Origin of the sequence: Kocuria sp. CNJ-770, from assembly GCF_001942375.1 — a bacterium.
Taxonomy (GTDB): Bacteria; Actinomycetota; Actinomycetes; order Actinomycetales; family Micrococcaceae; genus Kocuria; species Kocuria oceani.
This window is the reverse complement of record NZ_MKJW01000092.1, coordinates 1-25,865: the sequence shown is the minus strand read 5'-3', so window position 1 is coordinate 25,865 and position 25,865 is coordinate 1. Positions and strand designations below refer to the sequence as shown.

At 70.7% G+C, this 25,865-nt stretch carries 24 protein-coding genes; 10 read left to right on the top strand and 14 right to left on the bottom strand.

All coding sequences use genetic code 11. From position 1 onward, the window contains the following. Positions 1-12: 12 nt before the first annotated feature. The 5 genes from BJF77_RS09290 to BJF77_RS09270 form a co-directional block, all read right to left on the bottom strand. On the bottom strand, positions 13-1,308 hold the full coding sequence (locus BJF77_RS09290) for an AI-2E family transporter (RefSeq protein ID WP_075871973.1): 1,296 nt from the start codon (positions 1,306-1,308) through the stop codon (positions 13-15). Between the two features lie 141 nt (positions 1,309-1,449). Next, a complete protein-coding gene (locus BJF77_RS20530) occupies positions 1,450-1,980 on the bottom strand; it encodes a hypothetical protein (protein WP_158041220.1) in 531 nt (176 codons plus the stop codon). A 274-nt stretch (positions 1,981-2,254) separates the two neighbouring features. Further along, the gene (locus BJF77_RS09280; RefSeq protein ID WP_053004886.1) at positions 2,255-2,917 is read right to left on the bottom strand and encodes an NAD(P)-dependent oxidoreductase; all 663 of its coding nucleotides are present in this window, start codon (positions 2,915-2,917) and stop codon (positions 2,255-2,257) included. 328 nt (positions 2,918-3,245) lie between these two features. After that, positions 3,246-4,169, bottom strand: coding sequence for a metallophosphoesterase (locus BJF77_RS09275; RefSeq protein WP_158041218.1), 924 nt, complete (start codon positions 4,167-4,169; stop codon positions 3,246-3,248). A 255-nt stretch (positions 4,170-4,424) separates the two neighbouring features. Beyond that, positions 4,425-4,853, bottom strand: coding sequence for a hypothetical protein (locus tag BJF77_RS09270; protein WP_139318504.1), 429 nt, complete (start codon positions 4,851-4,853; stop codon positions 4,425-4,427). Between the two features lie 501 nt (positions 4,854-5,354). On the opposite strand from BJF77_RS09270, the gene BJF77_RS09265 reads away from it, so the two are divergent. The 3 genes from BJF77_RS09265 to BJF77_RS22605 all read left to right on the top strand — a co-directional run bounded on the left by BJF77_RS09265 (position 5,355) and on the right by BJF77_RS22605 (position 7,424). Next, on the top strand, positions 5,355-5,687 hold the full coding sequence (locus BJF77_RS09265) for a hypothetical protein (protein WP_075871971.1): 333 nt from the start codon (positions 5,355-5,357) through the stop codon (positions 5,685-5,687). Between the two features lie 245 nt (positions 5,688-5,932). Then, complete coding sequence (locus BJF77_RS09260; protein WP_255396199.1) at positions 5,933-6,634, top strand: ZIP family metal transporter; 702 nt, start codon at positions 5,933-5,935, stop codon at positions 6,632-6,634. A gap of 304 nt (positions 6,635-6,938) precedes the next feature. Beyond that, entirely contained in the window at positions 6,939-7,424 is a 486-nt protein-coding gene (locus tag BJF77_RS22605; protein ID WP_369821384.1) for a hypothetical protein, read from the top strand. On the opposite strand, the gene BJF77_RS09250 is transcribed toward BJF77_RS22605, so the two are convergent. The 3 genes from BJF77_RS09250 to BJF77_RS09240 all read right to left on the bottom strand — a co-directional run bounded on the left by BJF77_RS09250 (position 7,312) and on the right by BJF77_RS09240 (position 9,582). Continuing rightward, positions 7,312-8,280 carry an AI-2E family transporter gene (locus BJF77_RS09250; RefSeq protein WP_139318503.1) on the bottom strand — a complete coding sequence of 323 codons (969 nt, stop codon included), beginning with the start codon at positions 8,278-8,280 and terminating at the stop codon, positions 7,312-7,314. The genes BJF77_RS22605 and BJF77_RS09250 overlap by 113 nt on opposite strands. Then, positions 8,220-8,519: a hypothetical protein gene (locus BJF77_RS09245; RefSeq protein ID WP_139318502.1), complete on the bottom strand. Its 300-nt coding sequence runs from the start codon at positions 8,517-8,519 to the stop codon at positions 8,220-8,222. Before BJF77_RS09245 ends, BJF77_RS09250 begins: the two co-directional genes overlap by 61 nt. Positions 8,520-8,898: 379 nt before the next feature. Next, positions 8,899-9,582, bottom strand: coding sequence for a hypothetical protein (locus BJF77_RS09240; protein ID WP_075871967.1), 684 nt, complete (start codon positions 9,580-9,582; stop codon positions 8,899-8,901). Between the two features lie 123 nt (positions 9,583-9,705). Here BJF77_RS09240 and lysX point away from each other — a divergent pair, with 123 nt between their 5' ends. Together lysX and gnd are read left to right on the top strand one after the other, a co-directional pair. Beyond that, positions 9,706-13,098 carry a bifunctional lysylphosphatidylglycerol synthetase/lysine--tRNA ligase LysX gene (gene lysX / locus BJF77_RS09235; protein WP_187347264.1) on the top strand — a complete coding sequence of 1,131 codons (3,393 nt, stop codon included), beginning with the start codon at positions 9,706-9,708 and terminating at the stop codon, positions 13,096-13,098. Between the two features lie 769 nt (positions 13,099-13,867). Continuing rightward, positions 13,868-14,806, top strand: a complete 939-nt coding sequence (gnd, locus tag BJF77_RS09230; protein WP_075871966.1) for a phosphogluconate dehydrogenase (NAD(+)-dependent, decarboxylating) — start codon at positions 13,868-13,870, stop codon at positions 14,804-14,806. Between the two features lie 391 nt (positions 14,807-15,197). On the opposite strand, the gene BJF77_RS09225 is transcribed toward gnd, so the two are convergent. Further along, a complete protein-coding gene (locus BJF77_RS09225; protein ID WP_075871965.1) occupies positions 15,198-16,586 on the bottom strand; it encodes a glucose-6-phosphate dehydrogenase in 1,389 nt (462 codons plus the stop codon). A gap of 60 nt (positions 16,587-16,646) precedes the next feature. On the opposite strand from BJF77_RS09225, the gene BJF77_RS09220 reads away from it, so the two are divergent. Continuing rightward, entirely contained in the window at positions 16,647-18,641 is a 1,995-nt protein-coding gene (locus BJF77_RS09220) for a glycoside hydrolase family 15 protein (RefSeq protein WP_083665056.1), read from the top strand. 325 nt (positions 18,642-18,966) lie between these two features. On the opposite strand, the gene BJF77_RS09215 is transcribed toward BJF77_RS09220, so the two are convergent. Further along, positions 18,967-19,203, bottom strand: coding sequence for a hypothetical protein (locus tag BJF77_RS09215; RefSeq protein ID WP_139318500.1), 237 nt, complete (start codon positions 19,201-19,203; stop codon positions 18,967-18,969). Between BJF77_RS09215 and BJF77_RS09210 the strand changes: the two genes are divergently transcribed. Next, complete coding sequence (locus BJF77_RS09210) at positions 19,202-19,606, top strand: TetR family transcriptional regulator C-terminal domain-containing protein (protein WP_083665055.1); 405 nt, start codon at positions 19,202-19,204, stop codon at positions 19,604-19,606. The two genes, BJF77_RS09215 and BJF77_RS09210, sit on opposite strands and share 2 nt — an antisense overlap. Positions 19,607-19,879: 273 nt before the next feature. Here the strand turns inward: BJF77_RS09210 and BJF77_RS09205 are convergent, their stop codons facing one another. After that, positions 19,880-20,395, bottom strand: coding sequence for a putative immunity protein (locus tag BJF77_RS09205; protein WP_075871962.1), 516 nt, complete (start codon positions 20,393-20,395; stop codon positions 19,880-19,882). A gap of 1,048 nt (positions 20,396-21,443) precedes the next feature. Between BJF77_RS09205 and BJF77_RS21025 the strand changes: the two genes are divergently transcribed. Beyond that, complete coding sequence (locus BJF77_RS21025) at positions 21,444-21,710, top strand: helix-turn-helix domain-containing protein (protein WP_222844985.1); 267 nt, start codon at positions 21,444-21,446, stop codon at positions 21,708-21,710. A gap of 488 nt (positions 21,711-22,198) precedes the next feature. Here BJF77_RS21025 and BJF77_RS09195 read toward each other — a convergent pair whose 3' ends face one another. Beyond that, complete coding sequence (locus BJF77_RS09195) at positions 22,199-22,441, bottom strand: response regulator transcription factor (RefSeq protein ID WP_075871960.1); 243 nt, start codon at positions 22,439-22,441, stop codon at positions 22,199-22,201. A gap of 117 nt (positions 22,442-22,558) precedes the next feature. Here BJF77_RS09195 and BJF77_RS20810 point away from each other — a divergent pair, with 117 nt between their 5' ends. Further along, positions 22,559-23,005: a nuclear transport factor 2 family protein gene (locus tag BJF77_RS20810; RefSeq protein WP_075871959.1), complete on the top strand. Its 447-nt coding sequence runs from the start codon at positions 22,559-22,561 to the stop codon at positions 23,003-23,005. A gap of 147 nt (positions 23,006-23,152) precedes the next feature. Here the strand turns inward: BJF77_RS20810 and BJF77_RS20000 are convergent, their stop codons facing one another. Next, positions 23,153-23,698, bottom strand: a complete 546-nt coding sequence (locus tag BJF77_RS20000) for a DUF1963 domain-containing protein (protein WP_075871958.1) — start codon at positions 23,696-23,698, stop codon at positions 23,153-23,155. A gap of 792 nt (positions 23,699-24,490) precedes the next feature. On the opposite strand from BJF77_RS20000, the gene BJF77_RS09180 reads away from it, so the two are divergent. Beyond that, complete coding sequence (locus tag BJF77_RS09180; protein ID WP_139318498.1) at positions 24,491-24,880, top strand: hypothetical protein; 390 nt, start codon at positions 24,491-24,493, stop codon at positions 24,878-24,880. Positions 24,881-25,153: 273 nt separating this feature from the next. Here BJF77_RS09180 and BJF77_RS09175 read toward each other — a convergent pair. Beyond that, positions 25,154-25,865: DALR anticodon-binding domain-containing protein (locus tag BJF77_RS09175; protein ID WP_255396198.1), on the bottom strand; the 712-nt coding region annotated here is incomplete at its 5' end.

Here is a 25,865-nt window from a genome sequence, read left to right as displayed (position 1 = left end):
CGGGAGCGTGCGTCAGTGCTCGGCGTTCCGATCCTCGCTGCGGGCGCGGCGCCGTTCCAGGGTCCGGGTCCGGTGGAAGCGCTCCAGCTGCGCCAGGAGCTGTTCGTGCGTGGCCTGGTGGCGGCGGGCGTGGCGGCGGATCTCCCAGGGGTAGTAGAACGGCTGGGAGGCGATCCGCTCGTCGGTGCGCCAGGTGCCGTCGAGGAGGTAGCGCGCCACCGTGTTGGCGAAGGCGAGGATCGGCACCGCGAACAGCGCCCCGGCGATGCCGTAGAGGATCGACCCGGTGGCCACGGCCAGGAACACGGCCAGCGGGTGCAGGGACACCGCCTTGCCCAGGATCAGCGGCTGCAGCACGTTGCCCTCCAGCTGCTGGACGAGGACCACCACGCCCAGCATCAGCAGCGCGTTCGTCGTCCCGTTGGCCACCAGCGCCACCAGCACCGCCACCGCCCCGGTGGCCACCGCCCCCACGATGGGGATGAAGGAGCCCAGGAACACCAGGATCCCGATCGGCAGGGCCAGGGGCACCCCGAGCACGGCGGCCCCGGTGCCGATGCCCACCGCGTCGATGGCGGCCACCAGTCCCTGGGCGCGGGCGTACTGGACCAGGGCCTCCCAGCCGTTGCGTCCCGCGCCGTTGACCGCCCGGCGGGCCGGCAGCGGGAAGAGCCCGACGACGAACAGCCAGATCCGCTCCCCGTCGGCCAACAGGAACAGCAGGGTGAAGAGCAGGACGAGGATGCCGGTGAGCACGTGCCCGGCCGTGGCCCCGAAGGACAGTGCCCCGTCGAGCAGGGCCTCGCTGTTGTCCTGGACCGTGGCCCCGAGGTCGGTGACCCAGGCCTCCAGGTTTCCCGTGCCGAAGTTCAGGGGGGTGTCCTGCAGCCGGTCCAGCAGCTCCCCGGTGCCGGCCACCACGCTGCCGGAGAGCTCGGCGAAGCCGACCACGATCTGCTGGCCCGCCAGCACGAGCAGTCCCACGACGAAGCCCACCAGTCCCAGCACGGTGGCACCGGCGGCCGCCCCGGCCGGCACCCGGTGGCTGCGCGCCCACTTCGTCAGGGGAAAGAGCAGACCCGCCAGCAGGCCCGCCAGCAGCACCGGGACGACGACCACCGTGACCGTGGAGAGCAGATAGCCGGCCACTCCCACGGCCGCGGCCACGACCAGCACCCGCCAGGACCAGGCCGCGGCCACCCGCACCGGCACGGGCACCGCTGCTGCGGCACTGCCGTGCGCTGAGGGCAGCTCACGTTCTGGCCCCGGTTCGGCGGGGCGCTGCGCGCCGTGAGCGGTCGAGGCCATGGGTCGATCCTGACACGGTCATCGCTCAGCAGCCCCACGGGGCGCTGAACTCGGGGTGCATGTGCGGGGCCGGGCCCCGGCCGGCCGGGCCTCCGGTCCGGGAATGCCCGCCCCATGGTGGTGGTCGACGTCGGCCGGGAGTCACTCCTGCTCGAGGATCTCCCCGCGGGTGGCCATGAGGTAGGGCTCGCCCTCGTAGTCGGCGTAGAGCTCGTCCTCCAGGTCGATGCCCAGCTCGTCCTCGGTGGCGGCGATGTCGAAGTCCTGGGCGACCGTGCCGGTCACCTGCACCACCTGCCCGTCGTCCAGGGGCGGGATCTCCTGCTCCTCGACGATCAGCAGCGGGTCCACCGCGGTGCCGGAGGCCCCGGCGATGACGAACGTGTCGGTCGACAGCGTCTCGGTCACCTCCGCCGAGAGGGTCACCTCCTGACCGGCGTAGGTCTCGCTCTCGTCGTAGAAATCCTGGTCGTAGTTGCCGATGAACGTGTCCCCTGCCGTCGGGTTGTTGTCCGGGGCGGGCGATGACTCCAGGACCTCGCCCTCGGAGACGTCTTCCACGTCCGTGCCCTCCTCAGGGCCCTCGGTGTTGCATCCGGCCAGCCCGAGTCCGGCGACGGCGACGATGCCGGCGGCCATCGCCCGGGTGCTGCGTCGGTCTCGTGTCCTCATGGTGCGCCTCCTGCGGTGCGGTCGTTCTCGCCGAGGGCCTGCTCGAGCTGCGCCCACGGCTGATGCCCAACGACCCTAAGGAAGCTGTTCATCCCTTTGCAAGGAGCACCCGGCCCTTCTGCGCGTCTTCCGACCGCGCCGTGAGCAGATCGTTATGCCTGGCCGGCGCGCCCGGGACCACACACCCCTCCGGCCGATGCTCCCCCGCTCACCGTCGTGGGCCGCGGGCTCACCGTGCCCGCCAGCTCCTCGAGCGCAGGGGGCCGGCGCTGCTCTAGTTGCTCACGGCCGGGGCGTCGGTGACGTGACGGGTGTCCAGCAGCTGGGTCACGGCGAAGGCGGCGATGTCACCGGCGGCCGCGCAGCACCCCAGGTCGTCGCGGCCGAAGTAGCCCACGTACTTCAGCCCCGGCCCCCGGCCGCCGGTGTGGCGCAGGAACCGCACGAGCGTCCAGTCCAGCCCCGTGCCGGTGACCAGGGCCATCATCTGCTGCATCCGGTGCTGCACCCGCGGGTGCACCACCCGGAGGTAGGCCCGGTGGACACGGACCCGGGCGGTCGGGCGCTCGCTCGGGCACAGCCCGACGGCGGGGCTGCCCAGGCCGATGTACCGGCGCACCCCGTGCCGGGCCATCGCGGCCACCACGACCCCGGTGCCCTCCACCAGGTGGGCACCGTGCCGGGTCAGCCGAGGATCGAGGGCGTTGACCACCGCCTCCCCCCACCCCACGGCGGCGCCGACGGCCACCGGGTCGGTGAGCCGCCCGGTGCTCAGCCGCACCCGCGGCCCCCAGGCGACCGGCACCGTGGTGGGGTCGGTGACGAAGACCCGCACCGTGTAGCCCCGGCACAGCAGCTCCTCCACGACCTGGCGGCCGATGTCGTTCTCGGCCCCGAAAACGCTCACCCGCATGAGGTCCCCCGATCCCTCGATCATGCACACCTCGTGGGCCCAGGCTAGACGCCCCGGAGCCCCACAGGACCTGGCAACAGCGTGGCAACACCCTGGAAGCAGCACGAGGACCGCCTCCCACCGCTGCCACCGAGCCCACAGGCTGGTCAGCGCCCAGTACGCCTTTCCCGACGCCGAGGAGAGCGCCGGCGCGGAGGTCACCGGCACCCTGGCAATGGACTTCCAGGGTCGTGTCGACCAGGACGACGTGGACGAGGTAGCCGGCTGCTGCGACCGGCACATCGGCCGGTCCTCCTCGGACCAGGCCGGTCTCGGCGCCGAGCAGTCCTGCGCGGGTGACGACCGGGGCGGGTCAGGCCCCGTGCAGCTCGATGGTCAGCAGCTGGGGCGGGGCGTTGATCCGCACCGGGGCCAGGCTGAAGCCGATCCCGCAGGTCACGAACATCTCGTTGCCCTCAGCCCCGTAGTCGGGCGGGGCGAAGCCGTCGGCGACGAGCTCCTCCTCCTCGGTCAGCCCCAGATAGGACCACCGGGACGGCAGCGGCACCGCGATCTGGCCGCAGTGGGTGTGCCCGGCCACCGCCATCGGGGCGGCACCGGCGGGCAGCTCCGGGAACGTGGTGGGGTCGTGCATCATCACCAGCCGCGGGGCGGCCTCCGGCACGCCGTCGAAGGCCTCCTGGGGCGCGGCCTTCCCGACCGACGACGGCCCGATCCCGACCATGAACAACCCGGGGCCGGGAGCGGCGCCGGGCACCGGGACGGCCTCGTTGGCCAGCACCTCGATGCCGTGCTCCTCGAAGGCGGTGGTGAGCTCCTCCACGGCACCGACGGCGTAGTCGTGGTTGCCCATCACCGCGTACACCGGGATTCCGGCCCCGGTCAGCGGGTCCAGCAGTCGGGTGACGTCCTGCACGCGCTCATCGAGGTCGGCCTCGCTCCGGTAGACGAAGTCCCCGGGCAGCAGCACCGCTTCCGGGTCGGCGGCCACGGTGGTCTCCACGACGCGTTCGATCATTCCGGTGTTGTCCCACCACATGCCGACCTGCAGGTCGGAGAACACCATCACCTCAGCGCCCTCCCACCCCGGACCCAGCCCGGGGATGCGGGCCTGGATGCGCTCCTCGTCGAGAATCAGCCGCGGCTCGACCGCCACCCCGTACCCGGTGACCATCAGCCCCAGGACGGCCAGCACGGCCACGATCCCGGTCAACCAGGACCTGACACGGCTGTGCCGGTGCCGCCGGCCGTCGTCGGCGTGCGCGGAGGAGTTCATCGACATCCTTTCTGCTGTGGACCGCACACCGATGAGCACCACCGGCGCCGGCAGGCACCACCTCGGCGGCCGGATCTCTCGTCCCCCAAGCTGGCGACCACGCCGCGACGGGCCGGGCCGGGCCGGGCCGGGCCGGGCCGGGCCGGGCCGGGCCGGGGCCATGGTCACCGTCGTCGAACGGGTGCCCGGTTCGCTCGACCCGAACGGGAACCCTCCCCACCTCACCGGTGGGGAGGGTTCCGTATCCCCTGGGGATCAGGGGTCCTGCTCGATGACCTGGACGTCCTCGGCGACCACGCCGAGGTCGAGCTCACGCTCGACCAGGTAGGACGTCTCGCTCTCGTCGAAGTCGACTCCCCAGCCGGTCTCGATGTCGGTCTCCAGGATCTGGCGGACCGTGCCGGTGACCTGGACCATGTCCCCGTCCTGGATGTCCTCGGCGGACGCGTTCACGCCCACCACGGGGGTTTCGTCCTCACCGACGGTGAAGAGGTTCGGGCCGAGGATCTCGGTGACCTCGTTCTGCATCGTGACCGTCTCGTTGAGAATGGCGGCCTCCGCGGTGGGACCCGCCTCCTGGGCCTCCTGGACCGGCGTCTCCTCGGCACAACCGACCATCAGCGCCGAGGCGACAGCCGCCGCGGCCGGCAGAGCGAACATTGTTTTCTTCGATCTGGTCGACATGATGTTCTCCGTTCGACTCGATGGTTTTCTGCTGGTCATTCCAACGTAGGAGCTCAGCCTCCTCCGTATCTCCGAAACCCGTCACACGGGCATAACGAAGTCCTGGACACCAGGTGGACAGCACGTCACCGGACCCACCATGGACGCCCCACCGGGGCGGGTGCCCCAGGGGGGGTGCTGCCGGGCGGTGTTGTCGAGATGCTTCTCGAATCGGGGTCCGGACGGCCACTCCGCCGACTGGGTCCGAGACGGTCCCGGCTGCTGCATCGATCACGGTGCCGGCGCCCCCGGCACGGGAGCATTGCGGCGGCACCGTGAGCCGGTCGTCGTCCAGGCGTGGACTCGGAAGTGCTGGCGCTTCGTCGGGTTGGCTACGCTCTGCGGGTCTCGCGGGCCGTACTCGCCAGGAACGGACGCCCCGCAAGGTCAGCCCGGACTCCGAGCGGTGCCGCCCGCGACCTGCGCCCCCATCTGCTGCTGGACCCCGAGGACATCGTCGAGTTGCTCAACGAGTTCACCGCCACCCTGGCCCGCCGCCCGGCCCCCGAGGGCACCGACGTCTGGTGCGGGGTCACCCTGTTGCGTGCACGCGAAGGAACCACCGTGGCTTCTTCCAGCCCCGAGGCCGGAGCCCTGGACGAGACCCAGAACCGGTTCCGCAACTGCCCCTGCCTGACCGCGATCCGAGAGCACACCGTGGTGCGCGTCGGTGATGTGGTCACCGACTCCCGGTGGGCCGTCTCCAGCCACCGCAACACCAAGCTGCGCGACCTGGCCGCGGACCTGGTCGCCACCGTGGGCACAGGTCCGGCCACCACCCACTTCGACACCTGACCCTGTCCAGCACCCGGTGCTTCCGCCCCGACCTGCCGGTAAGGCTGTGCCACTGTGGATGCCTCCGGAGGAGATCCCACGCCGGCGATGTGACAGGAACCCTCCACCACAGGCGTCGGCCACGGGGCGCCCCGGTGGGCCGGGAAGGGGCGGTGCACCCATCGGGCGGGCGGTGGGACCGGCTGGTGCCGCTGCGATGTCTGCCCATATAGTCAGCACGGTGATCATCAAGTCGAGGTGCCTTCGTGCCTGAGTGGCTGCTCGCCGGTGGAGCCGGCCTCGTCGCGGGGGCCGCGTTGCTGCTGGGCGCGATGATCGCCTGGTTCGTCCGGGTGCCGGCCCAGGTGATCGCGGTGGTGATGGCTTTCGGGTCCGGGGTGCTGATCTCCGCGCTGTCCTTCGAGCTGGTGGAGGAAGCCGTGGAGCGCGGCGGGCTGGGACCCACCGCGTGGGGGTTCCTGGTCGGGGCGGTCGCCTACGTGGCCCTCAACGTCCTGCTGGCCCGGCAGGGAGCCCAGCACCGGAAGCGCTCCGGGGATCAGCAGCCCTCTCCGTCCGATCAGTCCGGCAGCGGCGGGGCGATCGCGATCGGGGCGCTGCTGGACGGGGTGCCCGAATCCATGGTGCTGGGACTGAGCCTGCTCACCGGGGGCGGTCTGAGCCTGCCGATGTTCGCCGCGGTGTTCATCTCCAACGTCCCGGAGGGGCTCTCCAGCAGCGCCGGGATGAAGAACGCCGGGCGCGGGCCCGGGTACGTGTTCGGCATCTGGGGGGCGATCGCGGTGGCTTCGGGCCTGGCGGCCCTGGCCGGCTACCTGCTGCTGGACGGGGCTCCACCGGCCACGCTGGCCTTCGTCAACGCCCTGGCGGCCGGGGCGATCCTGGCGATGATCACCGACACCATGATCCCCGAGGCCTTCGAGAAGGCAGCCCTGTACTCCGGCTGATCGCCACCCTGGGCTTCCTGGCGGCCTTCAGCCTCCACACCCTGGGCTGAACGGCGACATCCCCGGACCGAAGGCCGGCGGGACGTCGTGGGTGGTCGGGGAACGATCCGGGGCCGGCGGGGCAGCCGCCGGCCCGTCTTCCCCGGCCGGCCCGTCGGCCACCCCGGCCGCGTCAGGAACACCGTCGCCTCCGGACCCGGACTCCGCAGCCCGTGTGACCGATGTCGACGACGTCGTCACCCGGGAACCCGGCTCGCAGACGACCGAGCCGTTGCCCGAGGACTTCGACTACATCCTGCTGGGGATGGTGACCGAGCAGGTCACCGGGCAGCCGGTCGGGGAGGTCTTCGAGGAGCAGATCCTCGACCCCCTCGGACTCGACGAGACCACTGGCCCGGGGAATCCACCGAGATGCCGGAGCCCTACGCCCAGGGCTTCACCCCGCCGGGCCACACCTTCACACCCGACCCAGAACGCCGACCGGCACATACCAGGGCCTCACAGGTCACGGATCCCGCGCCGGCGGCGAAACCCGGCGCGGGCGGCAATTCTCGCTCCCGGCGCGACAGCAGTCCGCGCCGTGACGACGTGCCTGCACGCGCCGGCACCGCTGCGCACGAGGCTTCACCGCCCGTCCTGCCGACTGCGGGCGCCGGACGACCTCGCGATCCCCTGGGTCAGGGCGAGCTCCGGGTCCGGGAGGGCAGCCGCGGTGGCGGGGGCACGGCCCAGGGGGCGGCACGAGCTGGGCCACGCATGCGCTGGTACCGGCGGCGGTTCAGCCGGCTGACCCGATCGGCCGTGCTCTCCTTCGGGGAGACGGGATCGGGTCCCAGCACCGGGTCCTCGCCGAATTGGTAGCGGGTCGTCCACACCTGCAGGACCGACCAGGCGACGGCGATCAGCGGCACCGCCAGCACCGCTCCGGCGACCCCGACGAGCACGCTCCCTGCGGCGAGGGCCAGCAGCACCACCAGTCCGTGCAGGCGAAGCGTGTGCCCCAGCACCACCGGGTGCAGGAAGTAGCCCTCGAGGTGATTGACGACCACCACGATCAGGACGACGATCAGCGCCGAGACCGGACCATGGGTCACCAGCGCCACCAGCGCGGCCAGTGTTCCGGCCACCAGCGCGCCCACGATGGGCACGAAGGCGGTGAGGAACACGATGACCGTCAGCGGGACGACCAGAGGCACCCCCAGCGCCCAGAGCCCGATCCCGATGAAGGCGGCGTCGACGGTGGCGATCAGGGCGATGCCGTGCACGTAGGAGCCCAGGATGCTCACCACCCGGTCCCCGGACTCGGCGAGTCTGGCCCGGGTGTTCCCGGCGAACCAGCGCAGCACGAAGTTCCACAGCCGCGGGCCGTCCTTGAGGAAGAAGAACAGGACGACGACCATCAGCACGGCGCCGGTCAGTACCTCGGAAGCGACCGTCACACCGCTCAGAGCGCTCTGCCGCGCACCGGCGCTGGCCAGGTAGTCCCGCAGCTGCGCCAGGGCCGCGTTGACCGTGCCCGCGTCCACCGGCAGCGGCCCGGCCGCGAGCAGCTGCTGCAGGTGCTCCCAGCCGGTGGTGGACGCGGTCACGAGGTCGTCGAGCTGCCCGCGCACGCCCAGCACCACTCCGGTGACGATCCCGCCCATGACGCCGAGCAAGCCCCGAAGACGGTGACGGCCGCGCCGGTGCCGCTCCACCCGTGGCGGGTCAACCGAACCACCAGCGGGCGGACCGCGCAGGCGAGGATGAGCGCGATCAAGGCCGCCAGGACGACGATCCTCAGCGCCAGGAGCGCGTAGAGGACCATCACGGCCACGGCCGTGATGGCCAGCAGCTGCACGGCCCGGGCCCCGGCCCGGCCCAGCCCGTCGGCCCACGAGGACACCGTCTGCGGCGCAGGAGGCGACGGCGCAGGAGGCGACGGTGCACCGGCGGAGGCCGTTCCCGGAGGCAGGAGCGCGCGGGGCGAAAATTCCGCCTCGTGGCGCTCCGACTGGTGGCGAACAGCGAGAAAGTGCGGAAAGGTGCGCACAGGAACCACTTCCTCCGGCCGGTGGACGCCGACGCGGCTCATCGTACGCCTGCCGGCGGAGAAAGGATCCCGGCGTCCTGGACCCGACAGCGGTCGTCGCCACACGCCCCTGACGACTGTCCCGGCGGCGGCATCACGTCCTGTCGAGGCCGCCGAGAGCCTCCGGAACAGAGGCGCCGCGCACCCGTGGAAGAGCTCGCACGAGCTCCACCGGCGCCCGCCGGGGTCCGGTCTAATCGACGAGGAACCGGCCGATGGCCAGGAACCGCAGCGCGTCCGCGGTCAGGAACAGTCCCACCAGGCCCAGTGCGATGCCGAGCAGCCGATGGGTCAGCGGGCCCAGGCGCTGCTGTGCGGCCGTCACGAGACGCACCATTGCGGTGTGCCTCTTGGCCAGGACGGCGACGAGGAGCAGGGCCAACGGCAGCTGGGAGATGGCGGCCCAGAGGATCCATCCGGTGCCGACCAGCCACTGGGGTTGACTGCCTGCGGTGGTCACGAAGATCTCGAACGGCACGTCGAACACGACGATGCCGATGAATCCGAGGGCAGTGAGGTACAGACCCGCCACGTTGGGAGGACGCCGGGTCGAGCCCCTCGCGTCGTGACGGTGTCGGACCAGGTGGTGCGCGGCATAACCGAGCAGCCCCGCACCCACGGCCAGTTCGATCCAGGCCGCTGTGGCCCCGTCGCGGAGCAGCACGTGCCAGTCCACCCGGGACAGCCGCGAACCGATCAGTGCGGTCACTCCGATGCCGCAGGCCGCGGTTCCCGAGATCAGCAGGGCTCCGAAGCCCAGCACGTGTCGGTGGGGAATCCCGGAGCCCAGCGCGGCGGCCCCGATCAGGGCGGGGCCGGGGTCGAAGCCGCCCAGGCCGGTCGCGGCCGCTGCTCCCAGAAAGCTCCAGAGGTCCACCGCTTGCCCTTCCACCGCCGCGCCGGCCGCTTCATCGACCTGCCGATCAACGTGCTCTGTCTATCGCAGGACCGCTCCCGTGCCTAGGCTGGCAGCGGATGTCACCGGGAAGGATCTGCGCCCATGGGAAGTTCCGCACTGGTCCCCTCGGTTCCCGCGGCCAGCGACGTCGACGGGCCGGTGCCCGAGGCCGACCGCGCTCCGGTGCCGCCCGCCCGAGAGCGGTGGGCGCGGATCCTGATCCGGGCTTTCGCCCTGGCCACGGTGGTCGCCCTCCTGCTGTTGCTCGTGCGTCTGCTGAGACCGTCCCTCGTGCACTGGCCGACCGTGGTCCTGGGCGCGCTCAACATCCCGTTGAGCCCGTCGCTGGTCTCGGTCGTCACGCTGCTGCTGCTCACCGGTGCCCTCGTCCGGCGCAAGCGCATGGCGCTGGTGGTCGTGGCTGCCTTCGAGATCGCCGGAATGCTGATCTCCGCGGCCATCCTCGTCGGCGCGTGGGGGTTCGGCCTCGAGGTGGACCGGATCCGGACGACGGGACCCGCACATCTCGCCTTCGAGGTGCTGGCCGTGGTGATCGGCCTGCCCCTGCTGTGGCTGACCTGGTGGGTGCGGGACGCCTTCCCGGCCCGGACCCGGTCCGGAGCCGGTGGTGCCGCTGCGCTGACGCTCGTCGCGGGGACCGCTGCGTCCGTGGCCCTCACGCACCTCCTGCTCCTGGCCGTCACCGCCACGGCGGTCGACGACTGGCGTGTCCTGGCCGCGGCGATCTCTCGCGCCCTGGGAGTCCCGGTCGGGAATCCGCGCTACCACGAGGCGGTGCCCGAATGGATCCCGCTGCTCACGTCGCTGCTGCTGGCCCTGACCCTGCTCTCGGCGCTCTACGTGTTCCTCCGCCCGTCGCGGCGCAACGAGGAGTGGTCGGGTGAACAGGAGGTGGCACTGCGTGCTCTGCTGACGGCCCACGGAGAGGACGACTCGCTGGGCTACTTCGCCACACGCCGTGACAAGGAGATCGTCTACTCCCCCGATGCCCGGGCAGCGGTGGCATACCGGGTGGTCGGCGGCGTGTCGCTGGCCTCCGGCGACCCGGTGGGTGACCCGTCGTCCTGGCCCCAGGCCGTGGCCGCGTGGAAGGACCGGGCGCGCCGGTACGGCTGGGCCCCGGCGGTGCTGGCGGCCTCCGAGGCCGGAGCGAGGGCGCATGCCGCCGCGGGGCTGGCGGTGACCGCGCTGGGGGACGAGGCCGTGCTGCACACCGACCGGTTCTCCCTGGCCAGCACGTCGATGACCGAGGTGCGCCGGGCGGTGCGCCGAGCCGGCCGGGAGGGGCTGAGCGTGCGGATCCGCCGCCACGCGGAGCTGCCCGCCGATGAGCTGGGGCAACTGGGTGCCCTGGCGGAGCAGTGGCGCGGGAACGAACCGGACCGCGGATTCTCCATGGCGCTGAACCGGTGGGGCGATCCGGCGGACGAGCAGTGCGTGGTGGTGACCGCGCATCGCGGCGAGGACGAGGTGGTGGGACTGCTCTCGTTCGTGCCCTGGGGGCGGCGTGGCCTTTCCCTGGACGTGATGCGCCGCTCCCCCGAGGCGCCGAACGGAACCACCGAGATGATGGTCGCCGAACTCATGGACAAGGGCTCGGCGCGCGGGATCACGAAGGTGTCGCTGAACTTCGCGATGTTCCGCTCGGTCTTCGCCGACGCCGAGCTGCTGGGCGCCGGCGGGCTGACCAGGATGCACAGTTCGGTGCTGGGGTTCTTCGACCGGTTCTTCCAGCTGGAACGTCTCTACCGAGCCAACGCCAAGTACCGCCCGGAGTGGGTGCCCCGGTATCTCTGTTTCGACGGCGCCCTCGCCCTGGCCCGCGCCGGGGCCGCGGCAGGCCAGGCCGAGGGGTTCCTGCCCATGCCGTTCACCGCACCGGCAGGCGGGCACCGGCTCGACGAGAGCCAGCTGCGCCGGATCCGGGCCCTCCAGGAGGTGCCGGTGTCCGTGCGGGAGCCGCGACGCAGCCGGCAGACCCAGGACCGGCTCCGGCACGCGCGCATGCTCCAGGAGGCCGGCGCGCCCCCGTACCCGATCGGAGTGGCGCCGGCCTCGTCCGTCGGGCTCGTGGATCCGGCCGCGGCCACGAGCACGACACCGCCCGACGGCGAGGTCGGGGCCCGACCCCGATGGCGGGTGCACGCACGGGTGCGGGCGATCCGCCACCACGGCGGGGTGGTCTTCCTCGACCTCACGGACGCCGGGACCACCCGGCAAGCCGTCCTCGAGCGCGACGTCCTCGGGGCGGAGCATTTCGGGGTGCTGACCCGGGCCCTGGATACCGGTGACCTCGTCGTCGTCGAGGCCCGCCCCGGCCGATCCCGGAACGGGACGCCCTCCCTGCTCGTGTCCGCCCTCACCGTGGTGGCCAAGGCCCTGCACCCGGTGCCCTTCTCCGGGTTCGAGGACCCGGAGGCGCGCCTGCGGCGCCGCTCCACCGACCTGATGGTGCACCCGCAGGCGTTGACCGTGCTCGAGGACCGATCGGCCGCGATCACGGCCATGCGCCGGTTCCTCGTGGAAGCCGGCTATCGCGAGGTCGAGACCCCGATGCTCGCCACCGTCCACGGTGGGGCCTCCGCACGCCCGTTCCGCACGTACATCAACGCCTACGGCACCGCGCTCACCATGCGCATCGCCCCGGAACTGGCCCTCAAGCGGCTGCTCGTGGCCGGCTCGGGGCCCATCTTCGAGATCGGACGCAACTTCCGCAACGAAGGCGCGGACGCCACCCACAACCCGGAGTTCACCTCGTTGGAGGCCTACCAGCCGCTGGCGGACTACCACGACATGCGCGAACTGACCGAACGCCTCATCAAGACCATGGCCACCGCCCTGCACGGTTCGCCCCTGCTCCCCCTGCGCGACGTCCACGGCGCCGGCCGGGCCTCCGTGCTCACCGACGTCTCCGGACCCTGGCCCGTGGTGAGCGTCTCCGACGCCGTCTCACGGGCGGTCGGACGCCCCGTCTCGATCGACACCGATCTCGACGAGCTGCTGCAGATCGCCGGGGAGCACGAGGTCGCCATCGGGCCGGGCAAGGGAGCGGGGGCCGTGCTCGAGGAGCTCTACGGCGAGCTGGTGGAACCGGCCACCATCCACCCCACCTTCTACTGCGACTTCCCGGCCGAGACGTCCCCGCTGACCGCCCCTCATCGCAGCGTTCCCGGTCTCGTCGAACGCTGGGACCTGGTGGCCAACGGAATGGAGATCGGCACCGCGTACTCGGAACTGACGGATCCCGTCGAGCAGCGGCGGCGACTGACCGAGCAGTCCCTCAGAGCAGCCGCCGGGGACGTGGAGGCCATGGAGATCGACGAGGACTTCCTCTACGCCCTGGAGACGGGCATGCCCCCGGCCGGAGGCCTGGGCATCGGAGTGGACCGACTGGTGATGCTGCTCACGGACAGCACCACCATCCGTGAGGTGCTGACGTTCCCGTTCGTCCGTCCCTCGCCCTCGCGCAGCTGATTTGAGGGGTGGCCCCGCCGACGGCAACCGCTGCACATCGGCGATGCCCCCGGAGTCGAGCAGGACACGAGCTGAACGAACACCGCCACGTCGAGCACGTACCACCTTGTTGGCCAGCCGTTGCCACCCCGCCGTCGAATCCCAGCTCATGCCGTCGAACATCCCGACGGTACGCATGTGCCCTCCTGCTGAACGGCCGGCACTCGGCTGATCCAGCACGCGAGGCAGGTCGCGCCACCGGCACGTCCGTGCGCGGGTGGTCCGTCTGCGCCCCATCCATGGTCCCGGCGCCACGGCGATTTCCAGGCCGCCCCAGAGTTGCCGGACACCGGATTCCCACTGCCCTGGAACGGTGGCAACACGGCACGCGCGAGACTGCCGTGACCAGGGCTTCGGAGTTCACGAACGCCACCAGCTGTCGCCTCATGGCGCGGCGGACCAATGTGCGGTGTGCCGGAGGTCCTGCCAACAGCTGAGGCACCAGCGGTGCGGGGACCAGCACCGGTGCTGCCGGGCACCACGGACACGGGTGGGACCGACCCCGGCTTCGTGCAGATCCTTCTCTGGCTCCTGGTGCGTTCCCTCGTCCGGCCGGAGCGCGCCTGCCGGCTCCAGTGCGTCTTACGAGCACCTTCACCGTTGCTTCCCATTGCCGTTACCTGCTGTCGTCGGGCACGATGGCGAACCCGGCGGGTCTCGGCCGGCACGCTCGAATCGGTGCCGCCGTGCCGCGGCGGACGGAAGACTTCGATCGACGATGGAGCGCGCCATGCAGATGGGACTCGTAGGACTGGGCAAGATGGGCGGCAACATGCGGCAGCGGCTGCGCCAGGCCGGGCACACCGTGGTCGGCTTCGACACCGACCCCGGGCTCTCCGACGCCGAGAGCCTCACCGACATGGTGGAGCAGATCGACAGCACGCCCCGAGTCGTGTGGATCATGGTCCCGGACACGGTGGTGGACACCGTGATCGACGAGCTCGCCGGAGTGCTCGGGGAAGGCGACGTGATCATCGACGGCGGCAACTCCCGCTGGGTGCACGACCGTCCGCGGGCGCAGCGGCTGGCGGGCCGGGGCATCGAGTACCTGGACTGCGGGGTCTCCGGCGGCGTGTGGGGCATCACCCAGGGATATGCCCTCATGGTCGGCGGGGACGAGGGCACCGTGGCCAAGGTGCAGCCGATCTTCGACTCGCTCAAGCCGGCCGGTGAGTTCGGCTTCGTCCACGCCGGTGAGCACGGTGCCGGCCACTTCGCGAAGATGGTCCACAACGGCATCGAGTACGCCATCATGCAGGCCTACGCGGAGGGCTGGGAACTGCTCGAGGCCGCCGGGCACGTCCGCTCGGTCCGGGAGACCTTCAACTCCTGGCGGGAAGGGTCGGTCATCAAGTCCTGGCTGCTGGACCTGGCGGTGAACGCGCTCAACGAGGACGAGCACCTCGACCAGCTCAAGGGCTACGCCGAGGACTCGGGTGAGGGCCGATGGACGGTCGAGGCCGCCCTGGACCTCGCCGTGCCGGTGCCCAACATCGCCAACGCCCTCTTCGCCCGGTTCACCTCACGGCAGGACGAGGCTCCGGCGATGAAGATGATCGCGGCGATGCGCAACCAGTTCGGCGGGCACACGGTCCGGGACGTGGGCGCGAGCCCGGAGCACATCGAGTCCGCTCCCGGCGAGGAGCCGGCCCACCCGGCAGAGCAGTGAGCTCCCCCGTCCCCCGACTCGTCAGGAAGCCCGGCAGAGCGACACCTGGCCAGGATGGCTACGGCGTCGTCGAGCGGGAACTGCTGCGGGACTCCGGGACCGTTCCCGGGTCGTACAGGTCCAGTGCCGGGTCCTCCAAGCGGACCCGTGGCGGCGAGGTGACATCGGTGCCACGGAGGCGTGGAGGACGTCACCCGCTTTTCAGCGCCCCCCCGAAGCCCATGGGCCGTCCACCACGGCCTTCTTCCGTGCCGGGAAGTCATCCGGACCCGGTGGAGGAACGGTATCGCCGACAATTCCAGCAGCACGGCTCCGGGGGCGCCCGCCTCCGGCTGGGCACCCGTGAAGCCTCCGGTTCGGATGACGCCGCTTCCGCTGGGTGCAAGAAGTGTTACCCCGCGGAGGCCCAGTGCTCAGGCCCGGTGGACCCTGCCGGATACTCCTCCAGGGGCACCTGACCGGCCTGCCAGGCGGCTCGGATCTGATCGATGATCCGCCAGCAGTGCTCGGCGGCCTCGCCCCCGATGGACAGGGACGGGTCACGGTCCAGAAGTCCGTGGAGGACCTCTCCGTAGGGGTTCAGCCGGCCGGCCCCGAACTCGGCAGTGAGACGGCCGCGATCCAGGACGAAGGGATCGCCGGAGCCGTTCACGTTGAGCTCCAGCACCATGCGGTCCGGGCCCAGGCAGATCCGCAGCACCGTGGGAGCCGTGACCCCGTCCAGGCCCACGGGCAGGTGGGGCACTTGACGGAAGGTGACGGCGATCTCGCGCCGGGCGGCGTCCAGGGCCTTGCCCGAACGCAGCACGAACGGCACTCCGGCCCACCGCCAGGTGGTGGACTCCAAGGTCACCTCGGCCAGGGTCTCGGTCTGGCGGTCCGGGTCCACTCCCTGCTCCTCGGCATAGGAGGGCAGGTCGCGTCCGCCGATGCTCCCGGCGGTGTAACGGGCGCGGCGGCCAGCCGCCACCGCGTCGCCGGCGTAGGGGCGGACCGCGCGCAGGGCCTCGGCCTTGGCCGCGCGCAGCTCTGTGGCGTGCACCGACAGCGGTGCGTCCATGGTGACCAGCGCCATGACCTGCAGCAGGTGCGACTGGATCATGTCCACCAGCGCGCCGGCCCGGTCGTAATAACCGGCGCGGTTCTCCAGCCCCAGTGCCTCGTCGTAGACGATCTCGACCTTCGCGACGTGGTCGCGATTGAGCAGCGGCTCGAACAGGTAGTTGGTGAAACGCAGACCCAAGATGTTGAGTACCGTGGACTTGCCCAGGAAATGGTCGACCCGGAAGACGCGGTCCTCGCCCACCAGGGCGGTCAGGCGCCGGTTGAGCTGGGCGGCACTGACCTGGTCGACACCGAAAGGCTTCTCCAGGGCCAGCACGGTGCCGTCCGGAATCGTGATCCGGTGGAGGGCCCCGATGGCTCGAGACGTCACGGCCGGGGGCAGAGCGAAGTACACGGCCGGGATGCCCGTGGTCGAGGCCAGCACCTGCTCGAGGTCCTCGGCGGACGAGGCGTCCGTGACCAGGTAATCGGCATGGGCCACGGTGTGCTCCACCGCCGGCCCGGTCGCCCCGACGCCGTCGAAAGCCTCCCGGACCACCTCGGTCCACTGCCGGCTGTCACGCGGAGCGAGGTCGGCGCCGATCAGACGGAGCCGCCGCTCGGGCTGCTCGCTGAGCAACCGGCCCAGGCCGGGCAGCAGCAGCCGCGAGGTGAGGTCTCCGGTGGCGCCCAGAACAACCAGGGTGCCGATCGTCTCCGTACCGGTGGTGTCCATATCAGCACGGTACTCCTGCTGTCCCGGCCCGGGTCCGGGAGCCGCTGGTTGAATATGTGCATGAGCGATGACCGCGCTGAGACCGCCTCCACCCCGTTGGAGGACTACGCCCTGCTGTCCGACCTGCGCACCGGGCCCTTGGTGTCCCGTGCGGGCAGCATCGACTGGCTGTGCTTCCCCCGTTTCGACTCCCCCTCGGTCTTCGCGGCCCTGCTCGGAGGCCCGGAGGACGGACGGTGGAAGCTCTCCGCCGTGGACGGGAGGGTCCTCTCCCGCCGCTACCTGCCGCGCACCTTCGTGCTCGAGACCACCTGGGCCACTCCGACCGGGACAGCGGTGGTCACCGACTTCATGCCACCCAGCGACCGCCAGGCGGACCTGGTGCGGCAGGTGACGTGCACCCGCGGCACAGTGGCCATCGAGCACGATCTGCGGATCCGCTTCGACTACAACCGGGCCAAACCCTGGACCCGGCGGGTGGACCTGCAAGGGACCGCCCGCGAGGGGCTGCTCTCGGTCGCCGGACCCAACGCCCTGCTGCTCGCCGGGCCGCTGCTGCACCCCCACGAAGCCCAGCGCACTGAGCCGCAAGAGGGCATGGAACACCGCCACGAGGTCTCCCCGAAGGGACACCCCGACGACTACCAGGGCGCCGTCGCCGACCGGCTCACCGGAATCTTCCGCCTGACCGCCGGCGAAACCCTGAACTGGGTGCTCACCTGGCACAAGTCACACCGCTACCCACCCACCCCGGTGGAACCCCAGGACGTCCGGGAACGGACGGTGGCCTACTGGCAGGACTGGTCCCAGCGGGTGGATAGCCACCACGGCCACGACGAACTGGTGCTGCGGTCCCTGATGGTGCTGCGGGCCCTGACCCACCAGGCCACCGGTGGAATCGTCGCGGCCCCCACCACCTCCCTGCCCGAACGGTTCGGTGGCGTGCGCAACTGGGACTACCGGTACACCTGGCTGCGCGATGCGGCTCTGACCATCGAAACGCTCATCGCACACGACTTCACCGACGGAGCACTGCACTGGCGCAATTGGCTGCTGCGAGCCGTGGCCGGGCACCCCGAAGACCTCCAGATCATGTACGGGATCGCCGGTGAGCGTCAGCTGCCCGAGACGGACCTCAGCCACCTGGCCGGCTACGAGGGCTCCACCCCGGTGCGGATCGGCAACGGCGCCGTGGGCCAGTACCAGGCCGACGTCGTGGGAGAAGTCATGCTCGCCCTGGCCGCTCTGCGCGACGCCGGGATCGAGGAGGACGAGTACTCCTGGGGGCTGCAGAAGAACCTGCTGCGCTTCTGCGAGGACAACTTCGAGCGTCCCGGCCACGGCATCTGGGAGATGCGCGGGCAACCGACGTTCTTCGTCCACGGACGCGCCATGATGTGGGCGGCCTTCGACCAAGGAGTACGGGCCGTGGAAGAACACGACTTCGACGGCCCGGTGGAGCGCTGGCGGGAACTGCGGGACCGGTTGCGCCAAGAGATCCTGGACAAGGGGTTCAACGCCGAACTGAACTGCTTCACCCAGACCTACGACAACACCGAGGTGGACGCCTCCCTGCTCCAACTGCCGCACACGGGCTTCCTCTCCTACGACGACCCTCAGATGCTGGGCACCGTGGCCCGGATCGAACAGGACCTGCTGGACGAGTCCGGACTGCTGCACCGCTACCGCACCGAGGCCGGCCTCGACGGCCTGCCCGGAAACGAGTACCCGTTCCTGATCTGTTCCTTCTGGCTCGTGAAGCAGTACGCGCACAGCGGCCGTCACCGCCAGGCGCAGGCCTTGTTGGAGCAGCTGGCCGGCTACGCCACCGACCTCGGCCTCTACGCCGAGGAATACGATCCCACCTCCGGCCGGCTGGCCGGTAACTTTCCGCAAGCGTTCAGCCATCTCGGCTTCATTCGCGCCGCCGACGCCGTCGAGGAGGCCATCGGCAAGCAGCGACTGAACGAACGTCAAAGACGCCCCGACGACGCCGCAGGCGCACCCCGGAACGTGCTGGACCAGCGCCTCGACGGCCCCTCGAGGACGACGTAGTCGTGACCCGAGGGCTCCTCCGCACGGGTCCGTCGCCTCCGCTGACCCGGCTGGGGGCATCCGGTCGTGCCGTGGAAGCGCGCCGTTCTGCCCGGCACCCCGAGGGGACATCGCCCGATCCCGACACCTTTGCGCGGCATGGGCTGTGCCCTTGAGCAACGCCCGCGAGTTTCAGCGCCTCGGAATTCGGCAAGGCAAGGTCGTAGCGCGTTCTCCTGCCGCCAGCGTCGACCACGATCGTTCTGCATCGCCGGCGGTGCTCCCCACCGACCTCGTCCGAGGTCGTCTGTGTCTTCACCGCAGGCGTTCGTCTGGGCCACACCGCTTAGCTGATCGCCCAGATGAAGTCGATCGCGAACCAGATGCCCAGGATCGGGTAGACCCCGAGCAGTGCCTGGGTCCTGCTGGGGCCGGCGATGAGGGTCATGAGCATCCACAGGATGCCGGCGGCGATACCGACTGCGAGCCCGGTCCGGGCGGCGTCCTTCCAGACTTCCTTCGTGTAATCCGTTCCGTAGCGCTTGACGAGGGCGGGGCTGCTGAGGTTCTCCGCGGAGCTCATGGTGCAACGGGCCACGGACCGCATCGTCGCCCTTCCCTCCGCCGGTGATGCGCAGCAGTACGCGCTCGACGTTCTCATGCAGTTGCTGCCGTTGGATCCGCACCGCAGGGCGGAACTGGAGGTCAACATCGCGCTCGTCGCCGAAGCTCCCGCACTGCCGGAACTGGTGACGATCAGGAACCACGCCTACCAACAGCTGGGCGAGGGCTGCACCCGGCTCGTCGAACTGCTCACAGGACGACCGCGCGACGAGCACATCCTCCATCAGGCACGCCGCCTGCACGCGCTCATCGACGGACTGGCGCTCCACCTGTTGATGCAGTTCCCCTCGGAGGACAGCGTCTGGGCGATCGAGATCCTGCGCGAGGAGCTTGCGCGCATCGCTTCAGAGACATCAGCCTGATCCGCCTGCGAGGTGGCGCTGCTGGGCGCTCCTGTTCAGACCCGCGGGGGCAGGGCGGGGTGCGGCGATACAGCTGAACAGTGGTCCCCCTGGGACTGCTGCACCGGCAGAGTGGCTCAGCGACGGCGGTTCAGGGCGTTCTTCTGCAGCAGCGCGAAGAAGCGTCCCATGGCGGCGGCGCCGACGGCGACCTCCCCGAGGTGGATCAGACAGGAATTCCTGCTGCAACGCGGCAGGTCACGTAGTCGAGCGTCCCGAAGGATCCCCGTGTGCTCAGCAGTCGAAGACCCGCCAGCAGATGTCGTTGCGCAATCGCTGGTCCTCGAGCACGAGTTGGCGAATGCCGTCCGGCAGTTGCTCGCGCTGCCACCGGCATTCTGCTCGGCCGGCGGCCTCGGCCTCACCGTCCACGGCGGCGGCTCGTGCGGCCTTGATCGCGTAGGCGGCCGCGCCGAGCTCGTGGGCGGCCACGTGCGCCACCGCGCCGGCCTGCCCGGCGGCGTAGGCGGCGTGCCGGGCCGCTCCGCGTTTGTTCCGGGCCGCCCCCATGGCGTGGCCTCCGGCGGCCCGGGACTCCATCATCGTGAGCTCCCCGCGCACCCAGGCGCGGACATGGTCGATGGCTGCGCGCGGGCGCAGGTCGCCGGGGTGCGCCGACTCGAAGAGGGGCAGGACGTGCTCAGCGCAGGATGCCGCCCAGAGCGCCAGCAGGCGGTGGTCGGTGTCCGTCAAGGTGCCACCGCGGCGGATGGTCACGAGACGGGGATCGCGGACCTTCGGGAGGATCATGGTCGCCAGCTCCACAGAGACGGGTGTGAACGAATGACCTACGGTCGCGCTCGCTCCAGCCTATGTCCGGCTCCGCAGCCGCCGTTCTCGTCAGCTCTCCCCCATGTGTGCGGACGGACACGAGGGGCCCGGCCTGGCTGCGTTGAGCCCACGAGGATCGGGAGAGGCGGGATGACACCGCGGAGCTGCCGGCACCACTGGTCGCTGCGGTGGTGCCCTGGCCGGCGCGCTCGTGGTCACCGGGTTGGTGTTCGCCGTTCACGTCGTCCCTGCCCGGGGTAGCGGGGAGACAGGGCGGGGTACTGGTTGCCGCACACGGTCGTGGGAGTCGTCGGTGCCTTGGCCTTCGCCCTGGTGCTGCACCACGAGCACCGCACGCATCGCCGCGGGGAGACCGGACCGCTGCCCCAGCGTCCGCGGCTGGGCTGACGCCGTCACGGGCAGCTGAGCCGGGCCTGCCTGTGGTCGGCGTGCGCATGGTTCTGGTTCGTCGGGACAGCGATCGCCCCGAACGGCGGGGATGCGCTGACCGTCCTCGGGCCCGTCTGCGGCCCTCGATCGGTGGACCGTCGGGGAGCTCACCGGCAGTGACGTCCTGGGACGCTCCCTCGCGTCCATGGCGGGGTCCCAGGCGGACGGGATGTCGACCGGCGGAACGACGGCCCAGGGCCTTCGGGGGCTTGTCCTTGACCGTGAGGGACCGGCCCGGTTGCCGGTGGCGAGGTACCGCCCCCGGCTCTACCGGCTGCCCCTCGACGGCACCCAGCCCCCACGACGACTCCGGGCCCACGCCCTGTCCCCTCACGCAGGTCTGGCGGACTGGCAACAACCCGACACCCCACCGACCCCAACAACGCCCCTGACTGCAGTGCCGTGGGTGCGGCGGTCGATCGGAGCCTTCCCGGTCGCCGTCACGAGAGCCACCACGGAGTTCGCACCGCGATATCGGGCATGAGGACCCGATCAGGAAGGGCACGGATCGTCGTGCGCTTCCATTCGCCGGCGGCCTAGCGTGGACTTGTCAGCAGAAACGCAGGAGAGGCCAAGCATGGAACCGTGGAACAGAGCAATGGCCCACATCGAGCAGCGGCTCGCCGAGGGCGCCGCGCACCGGGGCACCGGTGCGATCGACGTCGCCGCCCTGGCACGGATCACCCTGACCTCGCAGCACCACTTCCGGCGGATGTTCTCGGTCCTGGCGGGCATGCCCGTCTCGGAGTACGTTCGGCGCCGGCGCATGACCGTTGCAGCCTCGCCCGTGCTCGCCGGTGAAGAACCGCTGCAGGACATCGCCGTGCGCTTCGGCTATGGCTAGGCCGACGCTTCAGCAGCGCCTTCCGGGCCGTGCACGGAGCAGGCCCGGCGGACGCCCGACGCTCGGGTGCGGTGCTGCGGTCCCGACCTCCGCTGCGTTTCTCCCTCTCCGTAGAAGGAACACGCCCCATGGACTACCGGCTCCAGGACGAGGCAGCATTCACCCTCCTCGGGCGACGGCGCAGGATGCCGCTGGTCCACCACGGCCCGAACCCGGCGATGGAGCGATTCCGCGACGAGCTGGGCCTGGACGTGCTCAAAGACAGTGGTCCGCGGCCAACCCCTACGAACCGCTGGCAGAACCCGAGCTCCCAGCCACCGTCCTCGACCAGCACGGGCGCCCGGTCCACGTCGAACTGTGGCTGGCGATCGCACCCCTGGACTGACTCCTGCGGCCCTCGCCATTCCCCACGGTGCAGATCTCATGATGCAGACGCGGGCAAGCGCCGGCTCCAGGGTGCCGTCGAGGGCTGGAAGCCGGCGGTCGTGTCACCCGGAGGTGGTCTCCTGGCGGCTTTCGAGGACCCGGATGGCCAGTCGCACCCGGTTGTCGATGCCGAGTTCGGTGACGATGCGCCCGACGTGGGTCTTGACGGCCGGTGCGGACAGGTACAGGTCCTGGGCGATCCGGGTGTTGGACAGGTCTCGGGCGACCCCCTCGGCGACCTCGTGCTCGCGGTCGCTGAGCCCGGCCAGCCGATCCGGGGTGACGTCCCGAGCTCCGCTGGACATGTCGAACTGACGGCGATCCGGGGAACATCCGGTGAGGTCATCCGGGACCCGGCCGCGGCCTCCTACTCTCGAAGAGCACCCCGCACCAGACAGGACCTCAGAACAGGAACTCGCATCGTGAGCACCTCATCAGCGGATCAGCACCGGGATGTCTTCCACCGGTGGGTGGCCTCCTTCAACGCCCACGACGCCGTGGGCGTCGCCGCCCTCTACGGGCAGGACGCCTGGGTCGTGCATCCCGCCCACCGGCAACCGCTGCGGGGGCGTAAACCCGTCCAGGACGACACCCGGGCCTACATGGTCGCCCTGCCCAATGTGAGCGCGGAGCTGAACCGCGTCGTCGTCGATCAGGACTGCGCGGCGGCGCAGGTGACGGTTCGTGGGGTGCATGCCGGGCTGCTGGTCCTGGCCACCGGGACGCGACCGCCGACCGGGCGCCCGTTGGAGTTCACGGTGGCGTTGTTCTGTCGTTTCGGGCCCGAGGGGGAGATCGTGGAGGAACACCGGTACTACGACGTGGATGACATCCGGGGCCAGCTCGGCGATGCAGAGCATCGACGATAGGCGCCCCCTTCCAGAGTTCGCCGTCAACCCACCTCGCTCCGTGGCCCGCACGGATCCTTCGTGGTCCTTGCCGATGAGAGGAGACCGAACTGCGATAGGCGGCCGGGATCTGAGGCGGTCGCTCAGGGCGCCGGCCGTGGATCCGGTTCAGTCGGTGCGGATCAGGCACCACGCGCGGTCGAATCGACGGGCCTGCAGGTCGGAGTCGCGCATCCAGACCTCGAGGCTGCCGGCGTCGCCGAACCACCCTGACAGGGCCGTCCAGCTCTCCAGGTCCAGGACCAGGCGGTGCTCATCACCGGCAGCGCTCAGCGGCAGCACGTTGTGCAGCAGGGCCCGGGCACGGATCTCCCCGTGCTGGCTGTGCCCGTAGACGTGGCTGACCAAGGTCGGATGGCCCCGTGTGGAGCCGGTGCGCTGGGCCAGCCACGCCCGTCGTACCGACTTTTCCACGGCCCGGGCGCTCTCGAATTCCTCCTCCGCCCCACCGGCGGCATCGGCGGCCGGGGGCAGGGTGAACCCGGGCAGGGCCAGCACCACTTGGCACGCCGCCGAGGGCGTGTCGACCCCTTTTGGTGGCTGTACCAGCTCGGTGCGCGCAGGGTCCGCCACCCAGCGCACCACCCAGGCGCCGCGGTCCTGATCGGTGGCGTCCGTGCCGAAGGTGCGCAGATCATGGAAGACCTCCAGCACCCCGACGGTAGGAAGCCCTTCCCGCAGTCCGGACCACACGGCCTTGCCTGGTCATCGAGCACCCCGGCAAGATCGGCCAGATGCAGGGTGAGCACGTGCGCCAGGGCGGTGCCATCGACCGTGCGCGGCCACCCGTCCAGGGGTGCTGCGGCGGGACCGCCCAGCCAGCTGACCCATCCGCCGGTGCCCCATAGCTCGCGCAGCTCCTCGTCGCCAGGGGCGAAGGACTGGTCGCTGAGCACCGGTGAGAACGCCACCTGCTCCAGCAGCCGGCCGGCTCCGGGTGGGCCGGCCTGCAACCAGGACTGGATCTGTCCCCACGGGCCGTGCAGCGGAGCCTCGACGGTGACGGGCTGCTCGCTCATCAAGTCCTCTCGCGCAGGAGCTCTACTGCCGGAGCTCTCCGGAAGTGCGACCATAACTCCTCGCGCACCGGGAACACCTGCACAACCCTGCGTGGCGGACACCGCGCGCACCAGAGGAGCTTCCGGCGCAGCTCGTCGCCAATTGCAGCGGAAGCACGGTGCGCCGACGTCGTCGGAGCCCGAGCGGGAACCCCAACGGCGACACAGTGCGTGCCTGAGCCGCCTCGGCCAGGGCTGGGCCGATGGAATGCACGGACGAGTGCCGCACGAGTCTCATGCGGGTCTCCTGCCTCTTCCGCCCACGCCGTTCGGCGACCTGGCCCATTCCCCCGTGCCTGTTGGCCATCAGCGGAGTGATCACTACCGTGAAGACATGGACGGAGACGACGCACTGCCTCACACCGAATCGACATCCGCGGCGACTCCCGTGACCCGAGACCGTGGCTCCGGCCGGAGCGAGGCGCTGATCCTGGCGAGCTGGACGCTCATCGGCGGCTTCTTCATGACCGCGCTCCTCTATCTGGGCGCCGACCTGTGGGGCGGGGCCCGTGGCCCTGTCGTCTTCGGGGCACTCATCGTGCTGGTCATGCTGGGCAACTTCACTCGCGCACGCGCCCGCACGACACGCCCCCGGCACTTCGGACTGGCAGAAGCAGTGGCCGCCCTGTGGCTGGGCATGGGCGGTGGCATCGCCACTCAGGCCCTCGGCAACGACAGCGGCAACGGGGTGCCCTTGGGCACCGCGGTGATCGCGGCTGCTGTGCTCACCGCCCCGCTGTTCGCCTGCTCGGTGTGGCTGGCCGCACGAGGCAGGTGAACCGCGGTCGTCCGATCCTATGAACCTGCCACCGCTGCCCTGCTCGTTGCCCTCCGCCGCCGCACATCAGCACCCGGTCCATCACGGGATGTGCGTTCAGGAACGCCCCCGTCGTGAGCTGCCCACAACGACAGGACGGCATCTCCTGGATGCGCGGTGCGGGACGTCAGCACCTTCCGATCCACGTGCCGGGGCGGGTCTGCCTCCGGCAATCGCGAGGCACACCGGCAAGCTCTGCTGAACCCGGCACGGGACAGATCGATGCGTACTCGGTCACATCCTCTCGGGTGCGGAAACGCCGAGGAGGTCGAGGCCGTTGGCCAGGACCTGCTGCGTGGCGTTGTTCAGCCACAGGCGCGAGCGGTGCACGACCTCGACCGGAGCGTCTCCCAGGGGAGCGATGCGGCAGGCGTCATACCAACGGTGGTAGGTGCCGGCGATGACCTCGAGGTGGCGGGCGACGCGGTGGGGTTCCCGGAAGGTCGCCGACTGGGCGACCACGCCGGGGAACTGCCCGAGCGCGGCCAGCAGGTCGCTCTCGGTGGGATGGCTCAGCGACGCGGCGTCGAAGCTGCTGGTGTCCACTCCGGCCGACACCGCGTTGCGGGCGACGGCGTGGGTCCTGGCATGGGCGTACTGGACGTAGAACACCGGGTTCTCGTTGGTGTTCTTCTGCAGCAGCTGCGGATCGATGGACATCGCCGAGTCCGCCGAGGATCGGCCCAGCGAGTATCGCAGCGCATCTGTGCCCAGCCAGGTCAACAGATCCCGCAGCTCGATGATGTTCCCTGCCCTCTTCGACAGGCGGGCTCCGTTCACGGACACCGTCTGGCCGATGAGCACCTGGATGTTCTGCTCCATGTCGTCCCCGGCGCAGGCGGCAATGGCTTTCAACCGGCCGATGTAGCCGTGGTGGTCGGCACCGAGCAGATAGATCTTCTCGGGGAACCCGCGGTCCTTCTTCGACAGGTAGTACGCAGCGTCG